Origin of the sequence: Streptomyces sp. GS7, from assembly GCF_009834125.1 — a bacterium.
Lineage (GTDB): Bacteria > Actinomycetota > Actinomycetes > Streptomycetales > Streptomycetaceae > Streptomyces.
On record NZ_CP047146.1, the window covers coordinates 3,022,747 to 3,034,141 of the forward strand.

An 11,395-nucleotide genomic window follows, 5' to 3' on the forward strand; every position below is an offset into this window, starting at 1 on the left:
CATCGCTGCGCTGTCTGGACGGTGACGGCACTGTCGCGCCGGGTGTCGAACGACGAGCCGGAGCTGCCGGCCCTGCTTGCCGACGTGCTCCGTCGCCAGTGAAGAACGGCAGTCAGCGTCGGTAGGTGCCCACCAGCGTGCCACTCGCCAGCTCCTGGCCCTTCACGGCATGATGCACTGCATCGGCTGTCGGCCGCCCGTGCAGGGAAAGTGGCTCCGACACGGCCCACAGGCGGAAGAAGTAGCGGTGCACACCATGCCCCGGCGGAGGCATCGGACCAGCCCAGCCCACCCGGCCGAATCCGTTGGGCCACTCCTGGCCACCTTGAGGGACCTCCCCCTCCGCCGCACCGGAACTCTCCGGATCGATGCCGGTGACCAGCCAGTGCAGAAACGCCCCGCCCGGGGCGTCAGGGTCCTCGCAGAGCAGGACCAACTCCGCCGTACCGTCCGGTGCCGCGGACCACGTCAGCGGTGGCGAGACGTCGTCCCCCTCCCCGCTGTGGCGTCGAGGGATCGCCGCATGGTCGTCGAACGCCACGCTTCTGAGCTCAATTCCAGTCATGCGCGCGGCTCTACCCGGAACAGCCTGGTCGGCACCGATCGAAGCGGGCAGAAAACCCGATCGGCCGAGCACCCCGGCCACCGCGCCGGGAACCTCGTAAGGCGGACCTGATCGGAGCTCACGTTGCCCACGAGAATTCTGCTCGAAGGACGCCCCGGCTCGGGCAAGACGACCGTCATCCGCCGACTGGCCGCACTCCTGCGCACCCGTAGGTCTGTCGGCTTCACCACGGAGGAGATCCGGCAAGGCGGCACCCGGGTCGGTTTCGCGTTGGAAACACTGGGGGGAGGCCCGCGAGCAGTGCTCGCCCATGTCGACTTCCCGGGTCCACCGCGGGTGGGCCGGTACGGCGTCGACCTGGGAGTCATGGAGCGGCTTGCATGGCCGCCGCTCAGGTCGGCGGCAGCGGATCCGGCTCCTGGTGAACTCGTGCTGATCGACGAGCTCGGGCGTATGGAGCTGACGTGCACGGCGTTCCGGGACACAGTCCGGTCCCTGTTCGAGTCCGACATCGACATCGTCGCCACGGTCCACGCCAAGAGTGACCCGTTCACCGACGCCCTCAAGCGGCGCGCGGACATCGAACTCGTCCAGGTGACCCGGGCAAACCGGGACACACTCCCTGCCGATCTGGCAGCACGGCTGGAAAGCCGATGACGACCCTCATCTGGGCGCAGCCGTCGCTTCGCCGGGGTTTCACATCGGGCCGAGACCCACCGACTGCCGAAGGGAGAGTGCCGACACCATCGGAGAATGGCCTTGCTCTGAACTTCGATCCACCGAGCAATGACCGGTCCAGAGCGTGGACATGAAGACGCGGATGCCTTCTGAGCTGGGACGATGGGGCTTCCTGCAGGTCCACATCCCCAGAGCAGGAGCAGCCCCTTTGAAGCGGGAAGCGGCCTGGGGGCCACGGCGGGTGCCGCGGGTCCCGGGCCGCTCCCGGGACGCATGGTGCTCGTCAGAAGGTCGTGACCGACTCGCGTCAGGCAGTGAGCTTTCCGCCCATCCACTCCAGGGCCGCCGGGATCTCCCGGCGCCATGTGTTGAAGTTGTGGCCGCCGCTGTCGAGGATGATCGACGCGACGGTGGACGGCGACTTGGTCCCCTCGATGAACTTCAGGGTGGGCTTGTAGTTGCTCTCGCCGACCTTGCTGCTGGTGACCAGCAGGTTCACCCGGGGAGCGGGCAGGTGCTGCTGCCGCCAGAGCAGGTCGTGCTCCCGTTCCAGCTGCTTGCTGCCACCGAAGAGGGGTCCGGTGGTGGCGTCGATCGGCGCCTTGTAGTCGCCGGAGAGGGACACGGCAGTGGAGAACGACTGGGGGTTGCGCATCGTCATCTGCAGGGCGCAGTAACCACCGGTGGAGTCGCCCATGATGCCCCAGCTCTTGGCTTCCTCGCCGACGCGGTAGTGGTCGCTGATGTCCTTGCGTAGATCGTGGGTGAAGAACGTCTGAGTCTGGGGGCCGTTGGGTATGTCCACGCATTCGGTGTCGCGCTGCGCCACAACGGTCGGGCGCATCATCACCAGGACGGTCGGCTGCATGCGGTTCTGCTGGAGCAGGTCGTACTGGGTCTGCGGGTAATGCAGCTTCTTGTAGAGCGCCTCGGCGGTGCCCGGGTAGCCGGTGAGCACCACCGCCGCGGGGAACTTCTTGCCCGCGTACTTCTTCTGGAAGTACTGCGGCGGCAGGTAGACGTAGGCCGGGACGGAGATCTTGGACTTCTCACCACGGATGAGGACCTTGTCCAGTCTGCCGGAGGCTGACGGGACACCGGCGTTCGGGATGCTCAGGCGCTCGGTGCCCAGCACCTGCAGCTGGGTGCCGTACGACCCGGTCTTGGAATGCGTCACCACACCCGGCTCCTGCTCCTGGCCGAAGAGGTCGGCCCAAGAGGCGTAGAAGCCGAAGGAGTTGTTGGCGAACAGGCCGATGGCCGCGAAGAGCGAGAGCTGCGTGGCGAAGAGCAGCCCGATACGACCGAGTACCGCGCGCCCGCGTCCCCTGGAGACGCGCGGCCACAGCCAGATGGTGAGAACGAACAGCGCCACCGCGAGGAGGACGGCAAGAAGCAGCACTTTCTTACTGGTGAGACCCATGTGGAGCCTTCTGCCGGGCGGCCGGGCCAACCGGACCGCAAGTGGAACCCCCAGCCCTGGGATGCCGTCATGCAGGTCGCAGAATATCCAGGTGCTGCGACCAGGGCTCGCACGTTCTCTCGACCGGGGCGTCGGGAAGGTTGATGTCTGACAGGCTAGATGGCGATAAGTCGGGGGAGGTTGCGTGGCGTACGCCACGCCGGCTCGGTGGTCCGCGGCGGTGCCAAGGGGGGTGGACTCCGCCGGGAGGACGGTGAGGGAGATTGCCCGGGAGCCGGGGCCAGCCTGGAGTCGTTGCGCCACATAGGACCCGGTCCGCAGTCCGTCGGACGTGGGTCGGTCGTCTCCGCAGGAGACGCGTCGTTATCGTCCAGACATGACAACGTGCATGGAATGCGGTTTCGCATATGAGCTCACCCTGGCTCCCGCGGTCTCGGCACTCGCCAAGGGTCATGCAGGCGAGTACGCGGACTTGTTGGGGGGCGAAACGGCCGTGCTGCGGCGGCGTTCGGCGCCGCAGGTGTGGTCAGCGCTTGAGTACGCCTGCCACGTGCGCGACGTGCTGCTGGCCCAGCGGGAGCGAGTGCTGGCCGCGCGACGTCGTGAAACGCCGGTCGCTGAGCCCATGGGGCGCGACGAGCGAGTTGACCACGATGGATACGATCAGCAGCAGCCGGCCGATGTCGCCCGCCAACTCCAGGATGCGGCACTGCTGTTCGCCAACGTCCTCGACCGGCTGTCGCCCGCGGACTGGGGTCGCACAGTCGTGTACACCTATCCCGAACGTGAGGAACGCTCACTGAGCTGGCTCGCGGTTCACACCCTGCATGAGCTGCGCCACCACCTGCTCGATATGCGTTGCCAACTGGAACGACACAACACACGACACAACAATGGCGGGTCCGATCTCGGCGACGTTCCCGCCCCGTCGGCCGACTGAGATCTTCAACAGCAAGGGTGCACGCTCACGCGCCCCTGCCCCTGCTCGTCTGGCCCGACCCCGCGCCCAGCGTGGCCACCGTCCCGACACCGCCACCGCACCCGCCGCACCACCGGTAGCGCCACACTGGAGTCTCCACCCTGCGCCGGAGTGGTGCAGGGGGAGACATGGCCGTCCGGCAGCGTTTCGTCGGCCTGCGGCAGCCATGGACCTCGCGCCATGCGCTGCTGGTGATCCCGGTCGTGCTCATCGCAGTGATCACGGTCGTTGACATCGTGGTCCCGGCCTACGTCCACCTCGGTCCGCTCCTGGTCATCGCCCCGGCGATCACGGCCTCGTTCGCCGGTCCCCGGCTGACCGGGGCGATCGGAGCGCTGGCGGTCGAGGGTGCTGCACACGAGGCAACGGCCACGCGCCGCATGGTGGCTTTCGTTGTGCGCATGGTGGCGTTCCTCGTCCCGGGGGGTGAATCAATGATCCTGGGTCGTGGTGGCGCGGTCCGGTGGCCGTGCCCGCTCTGCAACAAGACGTTCGACGTCAGCTTCGTTCCCCTCCCTTCTCTCCGATGTCGGGAGGGCCGAACGGACCAGGGTGCGTGAGCCGAGTGGGCAACGTCCACGTCTGCGCTGTGGAGTCTCCGTGGACGGGGAATCACCCGACGGTGACACCGACTCCCGCGGGAACCGCTGAACCGATCACTCTTTCGTGCGCACATGGTCACTGACGGTGTGAACGTCAAATGGTCGGGAAGCGTGATCCGTATCTATCGATAGGAGAGCTTCATGCGGGTACGCACCAATTTGATCGCTGTTGCCCTGACTGCTATTGCCGCCCTGGCGACTGCGGGAACAGCTGCCGCCGGCGATGACGACGCACCCCGCGGCACCCTCACCCAGACCGTTGACGCAGGTCCGGATTCCGACCAGGGGACGCGTCATCTCGGACACCGCGGTCCGGATTCCGACCAGGGGGCCCGCCATCCCGGGCGCCGCTGGGGCGACGAGGATCGGACCAACTCGGACGAATCCGGCCCCATGTCCATGGGCTGAGCAACTGTGCCTGAAATCCAGCAGCGACAGTCGGCGGCACCGGCACCGTTCGGGGCGGTGGCCGCGCCGCACCTGCGGGGACAGAACGAAAGGCCCTCACCGCGGTGGGGGCCTTCGTCGTGTCGGTGGTTCAGTTGGCGCAGTTGAGCTGGACGAGGGTGATCTCGTTCTCGCCGATGTCGCGACTCCGCCGGGCCGGGGCGTTGGAGCACGACGACTGGCTCATGGGGTCGGTCGTGACCCGCGCCGGCGATATGCACCACCAGCTCGGCCCGTACGACAAGGCTCACGACCGCTACCTGGAGGCGATCGCCCGGGCCGAGAAGTCGGACAGCCCCGGCTGCACGGCAAGACCCTGCTCCCCCTCGGCGGACTCCAACTCGACCTCGGTCGAGCCGCGGAGGCCGTGGGCACCTTCGGGAAGGTCGAGGACCTGGCCAGACGTCTTGGGGACGTCCCCCTGTACTCCGCCGTCCTCGGCAGGCTGGCCACGGCCGAGGCGAAGCTGGGCAACGTGCAGGCGGCCGCCGAACTCCGGCGTCGGTCACGCGCGATCCTGGGCGAGGAGAGACCGGCACCGCGTCGGAGATCGCGATACGTCACCGGCTGCGCCGGCACGGCGCCGTGGCCGAGGACCTGGCTGGGCGCGCGACTTCATCGAACGGGGCGCCGCCCTCCCCGACACCGACGCCAACCGGGCGAGAATCTCCCGCGCTGGACGATCTGGGCCGCCGACGACAGCAACGACGGCCGGGCGCCGGCGCGTACGAGTCATAGCGTCTCGGGCAGAGCAGAGCAGAGCAGAGCAGAGAAGAGCAGAGCAGGGCGGGGCAGGGCCCGCTGGCCCGGGCACGGTCGGAGCGTGGCCGACCGTGCCCGGTCCCGCGGGCCCTGCCCCCCCGGTTCCGTCAGCAGCCCTACGCGGGGTCTCCGTTCTCATTCAGCCACTGGACGCCGTCCTGGCCGTCCTGGGTGAGGTTCTTGGGGATGACGAAGTCCGGGTATTTCCAGTGCAGGTTGAAGTAGCCGGGTGCGTTCGTGATGGACCTCAAGTCGCACACCGGGTCGCCGATGATGCAGTACCGCTTGACCGGGATGCCGTTGAACTTCGCCGGGCCGGCGCCGGCGGCGGTGGCGACCCCGGGGATGCCCAATCCCTTGGGGAGATGCGCGAACAAGCCGGTGTCGGGCTGCATCGGGTCGGCGTAGAGCATGCCGTCGACCTGGGAGCGCGGAATGCCGGTGCTGCCGCTCGCGATCGTCTGGAGCACCTCGTCCGCGGCCTGGGCGCCCTGGGAGTAGCCGGTGATCGTGAGGCGCGCGTTCGGGTGCGCGCGGTGGGTGTCCTCCGCCGCCTGCAACCCGTTCCGGTAGCCCTGTTGCACGCTGGCGTCGTAGGTCGGTGCGGTGGCGGCGTCGGGGTTGAGCTGCAAGGGGGGCTCGATGAGCCCGCCGTGGGGACCGATGAGCGGGCCGGCGGTGGCCGGGTAGCACACCTTGATCGCGGAGGAACCGAGGTGGAGATGGTCGTTCGCGGTGGTGTAGGACTTGGTGATCGTGGGGCAATCGGGACCGGAATCGGTAGGACCGGTGCCGCCGATCTCGATGTAGTAGTGCTCCGCGTTGGCCGCGTGCGCGGCGGACGGGAACGCGACGGCGGCGCTGGTGGTCAGCGCCGCCGCTACGGCCGCGGTGCGAACAGCCCGTGCCGTCCTGCTCGTTTTCGACATTGCCTGATCTCCCCCTGAGGTCGTGGACTAGTCCGAGAGCGAAGGCTCCAGACGCTAGGCACGGGCGTTGACATCGCGATGAAACGCTGATGACTGCGCTGGTGGCGCGGCTGTCACGCACCACTGCTCAGGGCGCAAGACTCAGAGCTGCAGGGCGAGGGCGACGGGTCAGGGCGCCACCGCCGTGAGGATCTCCTGCGCCCGGTCCGCCATGTCCGTGTCCGCGCGGTCGTTGAGGACCCAGGAGCTGTGCTGGGTGCCGAAGGGGGCGGAGGCGAGGATGCGGGCGGTGGCCTCGGAGGAGGTGTCGTCGGGGAGTTGGGACTCCTGCCGGGCCTGGAGCCGCTGCCGACTTCAACACGCCTGCAGCTGGGGGCGATTGACACCACCGTCCGCGCCAAACGACCTGCCCTCGCGTCAGGACTGGGGCCAAGTGGTCCGAGCCGCCGACTGGCGGCGCAGCGCGGTGCACGAACATCGGCAAGCGCAGATGCACGGTTCCTGATGTTCAGTCAGCCATGCGGGGGATTCCTGGAAGACGCCCCGCAGCAAGGTGTTTTGGGCGTGTCCGAGCGGTGTGCACGACGCTCACGGAACCTGAGTCGCCTGAGTCGCGTCTTCCTCGTAGCGTTACGTGCCCCGCTGACCGAAATCGTCCGGGCGTCGCAGACACGGCACGGGGCATGCGATCTGAGCAGCATGCGCGCGACCGCTGTGACCGGCGCTTGCATGCCAGGAACGGGAGTTCGCCGGTGATCGGGGAAGGGGGCGTTCGTGAGGATCGGGTCCGTAAAGCGGCCTGAACGTGTTGCTGTCATCGGAGTAGGCATCGTCGGAGCCAGCGTGGGTTGGAACCTGTCCCGGCGCGGTGCCAAGGTGGTCTTCATCGACGCAGGCCAGCCAGGCGAAGGCGTCACCAACTGGTCTTTCTCGTGGGTCAACGCCAGCAACAAGACCGCGCGCAAGTCCTACTTCGCCCTGAACGTCGCGGGCATGGCAGCCCACCGTGAGCTTGCCGGGGCCATCGGGCCAGACTCCTGGTGGTATCCCAGCGGCCACCTGCGCTGGGCGGACGATCCGGCAGCGGAGATGAAGCTTCTGGAAACAGCCGAACTGCTGGCAAGCTGGGACTACCGGGTCGAGGTGTGCACGGGGGCCGAGGTGCGCCGCCGCCTCGAACCTGCTCTCACGATGCCAGGCGAGGTTCCCGTCCTGTTCTACCCCGACGAAGCCTGGGTGCACGGACGTCATCTTGTCGACCGCCTGGTCAGACAGGCTGTTGCATCCGGCGCCGAGCTCCGGTCCGGCACCGCGGTCTGTGACATCGGCACCGGTACCGACGGGAGCATCCGGACGGTTGTTCTGTCCGATGGGGGTTGTCTCGACGTCGGCATCGTCGTGAACGCAGCGGGCCCCAGCGCCTCCCGTGTCGCCGGGCTCATTGCACGGCACTTGCCGATGCGCCGGGAACCCGGCGCCGTCACCCGGATCGGCTGTGCTCAGGTCCCGGTTCACCGGGCCATGCACGCGCCTCACATCGAGATCCGTCCTGACGGAGACGCTTCGGTGGTCCTCCACAGCCGCGAGATCGACGCACTCATCGACACAGGCGAAGATCCAGCGCAACTCGCACGGCTGCTCCACGAATCGGCGCGGCACGTCGTTCCCGAGCTCGGCAACTCCCGTATCGCACAGACACGGGTAGTCCACCGGCCTGTCCCAGCAGACGGATTCCCCTCGGTGGGAGCGGTACCGTCAGTGCCGGGCTACTACGAGGCCGTTTCCCACAGCGGCATCACGCTCGGGCCGGTAATCGGCCGGCTGCTTGCTTCGGAGATCCTCAGCGGGGCGAGAGAGGAGATGCTGGCGGACTTCCGCCCAGAGCGCTTCCCCCCGTGACAGCCCGGTCAAGCGCCACCGGCATCGCGACCAGGCGGGTGCGTCTCCGCGTGCCCGAAACAGGCGCGTAAGCCGCGCCGCCGCGTCACGCGAGCCGGAAAGACCGGACGGTCTTCCACCTCTGCCGCCCCACCTCGCAGACGAGTTGCTGACTTCGGCTCGTCAAGGCGGCGCCGGACCGTCAAAGGGCAGGCCGGTGCCCGCTATGAAATCGTTGAGGGTGTCGGCCCGGTGGGGGTGTCTGCTACCTCTACTTCCGGCGCGGCCGGCGCCGACGCGGCGGCGGGTGCTGGGGAGTTGGGGATCCGCTGAGGGGTTGCCGGTCAGGGGAGCGTGAGGCGCTGGCCGGGGCGGAGCCGGTGCGGGTCGGGGCCGAGGACGGACCTGTTGCTTCGGTAGAGCGTCCGCCAGTGCTGGCCGTGGGCGTGGCCGATGCGGGTCAGGGTGTCGCCCGGGCGCACGGTGTAGCGGTCGGCGCTTCCGATGGGCGGGCCGGCCATCGCGGTTCCCGGGGAGCAGCCGGCTGACGGGGGCCGTACCGGCAGGGGTGTCAGCGGGGTGCAGACCGGGGTGGCGAGGCCGACGAGCTGGACCAGTCCCTCGCCTCCGGTGGGTGGGAGGAGCTTCGACCAGTTGTTGGCGAGCCAGACGTTGCCCGACGCGTCGATCTGCACCGCGGTGAGGTGCTGGATCGCCTTGTTCCGCAGCCCCATGGGGGGCGACAGGACGGTGCCGGTGGCGGCGCCGGGCGGGCAGGCCGCGGTGTTGGCGCCGCACAGCAGCGATACGGAGGAGTTGCCGAAGCCGGCGACCCACACGCGGTCCTGACCGTCGACGGCGACCGACCAGGGGAGGACGCGGCGGGGAAGTCGGTAGACGCCCGCTACGGTGCCGTCCGGCCGGATCTCGGTGATCGCGCTGCTCAAGAGTCCGGCCACCCAGGCGTTGCCCCGGGAGTCCAGGGCGAGTCCCACCGGTCCCTGGAGCGCGTCGTTGCGGATGGTCCTGATGGGTTTGAAGTCGGGGCCCAGGACGGTGACGCTGCCGCCGACGCTGCCGGGGGCACCGGTCTGCCGGGTCTCCATGAGCTGGGCGAAGGAGATCTGGCTGTTGGTGACCCAGGCCCGTCCGCGGCCGTCGATCTGGAGGGCGAAGGGATGGTTGAAGGCGGGGTCGGTGATGGTGAACGCCTTCGCGGGGTCGCCGTGCGGGTACACGACGACGCCGCCCAGGCCGGCTGCGCCCTTGAGGCCGTAGGAGTTGGCGATCCACAGGTTGCCGCGCTGGTCGACGGCGACGCCCTGCGGGTGGACCAGCCCGCCGTTCCGCCATCCTGTGGACGGGGACAGCGGGGTGCCGTCGGCCGAGTACTTCGCCATGGCGTTGCCGCCGTAACTGGGCACCCATACCGAGCCGTTGTGGTCGACGGCCAGGCCCCACGCCCCGCCGTCCATGCCGCCGCCCCTGATCGGGCTGCCCAGGGTGGGGCGGCCGGCCGGTTCGAGCACGGTGACGAAGGGGCTGGACTGCCGGGTGCCCGGAAGCCAGTTGTTCGACGCCCAGACGTTGCCCTTCGCGTCGAACCCGATGCGGCCCGGGGCGTAGAGCTCGGACGCGGTGCGGCGCAGCGCCAGGACCCAGGCCGAGGGGGGCGCGCCGAGCCCGGGGGCGAAGACCCTGGCCTGACGCGCCAGGGCGTGGAGGGCGGACGGGGACGACGTCGGGTGGTGGACGAGGTTGAGGACCGCCTGCACGGTGTCGGCCGGAGCGGCCCCGCCGCGCGGGGTGGCCAGCCGCAGCAGTTCCGCGCAGGCCGGGGTGCCCGTCGCGCAGAGGGAGATCATGTCGGCGAGCGTGTTCAGGGTGGCTAGGGTCTCGCTGTTGGCGCTGTCGGAGGTGACCGCCCCTCCGGGCCGGCCGGTGGCCGGGTCGGCGAGGTCGAAGGAGGTCGCCGCGGCGTTCTGCAGCCCCGGGCCGGGCCCGGCGATGCCGCGCCGGTCGCTGAACTGGGCCAGGGCATAGGTGGTGGCGACGGTGGTCACCTCGTTGACCGTCACCGTGTTCACCGACCGCGCACGGACCCCGCCGCCGTCACCGACCCCCACCACGGAGCGGAGCCTGAGGCGCCGTCCGTCCCCGGCCTCCACGTACAGCACGCCGGTGGCGGGCCGGGAGGTGGAGAGGGTGAAGGACCCGGATCCGTCGGTCGTCGCCTGGCCGAGTGCCCGCACGCCGGTGTGCGAACCGGCGAAGAGCGTGACGCGGACGCCGCGGAGCGGCTTGCCCGCTCCGGTGACGGTGCCGTGCAGCGGGGTCGTCATGGCACCGAGCGGCGCCGTCGGTATGCACACCGCGCCCAGGGCGACGGCGGCCGAGGCCAGCTGCCACGGCCGGGGCCGCCTCCGCGCACGGCGGGCGGTGGGGCGTGCGGGCCTGCGCGGGGATATGCCTGAGGTGCTCATAGCTCCGAACCATTCCCTGTGCGTAGTTCACGAAGAAGACGAAGGAGGAGGAAGCGGTGTCCGGCGAGGGCGGGCGGGAGGTACGCGGAGGAGCGCGGCGGGCCGGTCATCCCGGCTTCCCGGCCGCGGCCTCGTCCGCCGCCGGTGCGCTGCCGCGCGCCGGCACCCGCAGCGTGAACCAGCCGACCCGGAGTCCGAACAGCCAGACCACGCCCAGATAGAGATCCGGGCCCACTTGGCGCATCTCGTCACGTACCGCGCGGGCGGCGAGGGAGATACGGGAGTAGTCGATGACGATGCAGGCCCGGTCGTCCAGCAGGCTCGGGCCCTTGTAGACCTGGGCCAGGACGGCGAGCACATCGAACGCGGTGATCCGGTTGCTCAGATAGCCCTCGTGGTCGATGACCTTGCCGCGCCACAGGGTCAGCCGCACGAGGCGGGCCAGCGGCCCGGCCACGAGGTTGCCGCCCCACCGGACGATGCCGGTGCCCTCCAGCGGACCCTTCGGGATGTCACCCGGGGGGCTCTTGCGGAACAGCTCCAGCAGCCCGGCGTCGCCGGCCTTGAGCAGATCCGTCTCACTGAGGGCCACGATCGTTCTCCAGAGGTCGTCCGTGCACCGCTGCTCCGCACCGCGTGCGGGCGATCC

Annotated in this window: 9 protein-coding genes; 4 read left to right on the forward strand and 5 right to left on the reverse strand. The window is 69.4% G+C overall.

Going from position 1 to position 11,395, the window contains the following annotated elements; translation table 11 throughout:
- Positions 1-112 precede the first annotated feature (112 nt).
- Positions 113-565: a YbhB/YbcL family Raf kinase inhibitor-like protein gene (locus GR130_RS13105; protein WP_159504893.1), complete on the reverse strand. Its 453-nt coding sequence runs from the start codon at positions 563-565 to the stop codon at positions 113-115.
- A 123-nt stretch (positions 566-688) separates the two neighbouring features.
- Here GR130_RS13105 and GR130_RS13110 point away from each other — a divergent pair, with 123 nt between their 5' ends.
- Positions 689-1,222 carry a nucleoside-triphosphatase gene (locus GR130_RS13110; RefSeq protein ID WP_159504894.1) on the forward strand — a complete coding sequence of 178 codons (534 nt, stop codon included), beginning with the start codon at positions 689-691 and terminating at the stop codon, positions 1,220-1,222.
- 328 nt (positions 1,223-1,550) lie between these two features.
- Here the strand turns inward: GR130_RS13110 and GR130_RS13115 are convergent, their stop codons facing one another.
- Entirely contained in the window at positions 1,551-2,666 is a 1,116-nt protein-coding gene (locus GR130_RS13115; RefSeq protein WP_159504895.1) for an alpha/beta hydrolase, read from the reverse strand.
- 376 nt (positions 2,667-3,042) lie between these two features.
- Here GR130_RS13115 and GR130_RS13120 point away from each other — a divergent pair, with 376 nt between their 5' ends.
- Together GR130_RS13120 and GR130_RS41800 are read left to right on the forward strand one after the other, a co-directional pair.
- The gene (locus GR130_RS13120) at positions 3,043-3,606 is read left to right on the forward strand and encodes a DinB family protein (RefSeq protein ID WP_236572998.1); all 564 of its coding nucleotides are present in this window, start codon (positions 3,043-3,045) and stop codon (positions 3,604-3,606) included.
- 167 nt (positions 3,607-3,773) lie between these two features.
- Positions 3,774-4,205 carry a hypothetical protein gene (locus GR130_RS41800; RefSeq protein WP_443043596.1) on the forward strand — a complete coding sequence of 144 codons (432 nt, stop codon included), beginning with the start codon at positions 3,774-3,776 and terminating at the stop codon, positions 4,203-4,205.
- A gap of 1,367 nt (positions 4,206-5,572) precedes the next feature.
- On the opposite strand, the gene GR130_RS13135 is transcribed toward GR130_RS41800, so the two are convergent.
- Positions 5,573-6,385, reverse strand: coding sequence for a cutinase family protein (locus GR130_RS13135; RefSeq protein ID WP_159504896.1), 813 nt, complete (start codon positions 6,383-6,385; stop codon positions 5,573-5,575).
- Positions 6,386-7,159: 774 nt separating this feature from the next.
- On the opposite strand from GR130_RS13135, the gene GR130_RS13140 reads away from it, so the two are divergent.
- The gene (locus tag GR130_RS13140; RefSeq protein WP_268977878.1) at positions 7,160-8,284 is read left to right on the forward strand and encodes an NAD(P)/FAD-dependent oxidoreductase; all 1,125 of its coding nucleotides are present in this window, start codon (positions 7,160-7,162) and stop codon (positions 8,282-8,284) included.
- A gap of 323 nt (positions 8,285-8,607) precedes the next feature.
- Here GR130_RS13140 and GR130_RS40460 read toward each other — a convergent pair whose 3' ends face one another.
- Both GR130_RS40460 and GR130_RS13150 read right to left on the reverse strand, forming a co-directional pair.
- A complete protein-coding gene (locus GR130_RS40460; RefSeq protein WP_236573000.1) occupies positions 8,608-10,746 on the reverse strand; it encodes a LysM peptidoglycan-binding domain-containing protein in 2,139 nt (712 codons plus the stop codon).
- Between the two features lie 106 nt (positions 10,747-10,852).
- Positions 10,853-11,338 (reverse strand): hypothetical protein, encoded by a 486-nt coding sequence (locus tag GR130_RS13150; RefSeq protein ID WP_159504897.1) that lies wholly within the window; start codon positions 11,336-11,338, stop codon positions 10,853-10,855.
- Between the last annotated feature and the right edge of the window lie 57 nt (positions 11,339-11,395).

Bases quoted from the DNA above. Each gene is read 5' to 3' on its own strand.
- GR130_RS41800 (WP_443043596.1), top strand. From the start codon at position 3,774: ATGGCCGTCCGGCAGCGTTTCGTCGGCCTGCGGCAGCCATGGACCTCG.
- GR130_RS40460 (WP_236573000.1), bottom strand. From the start codon at position 10,746: ATGAGCACCTCAGGCATATCCCCGCGCAGGCCCGCACGCCCCACCGCC.
- GR130_RS13115 (WP_159504895.1), bottom strand. From the start codon at position 2,666: ATGGGTCTCACCAGTAAGAAAGTGCTGCTTCTTGCCGTCCTCCTCGCG.
- GR130_RS13105 (WP_159504893.1), bottom strand. From the start codon at position 565: ATGACTGGAATTGAGCTCAGAAGCGTGGCGTTCGACGACCATGCGGCG.
- GR130_RS13135 (WP_159504896.1), bottom strand. From the start codon at position 6,385: ATGTCGAAAACGAGCAGGACGGCACGGGCTGTTCGCACCGCGGCCGTA.
- GR130_RS13120 (WP_236572998.1), top strand. From the start codon at position 3,043: ATGACAACGTGCATGGAATGCGGTTTCGCATATGAGCTCACCCTGGCT.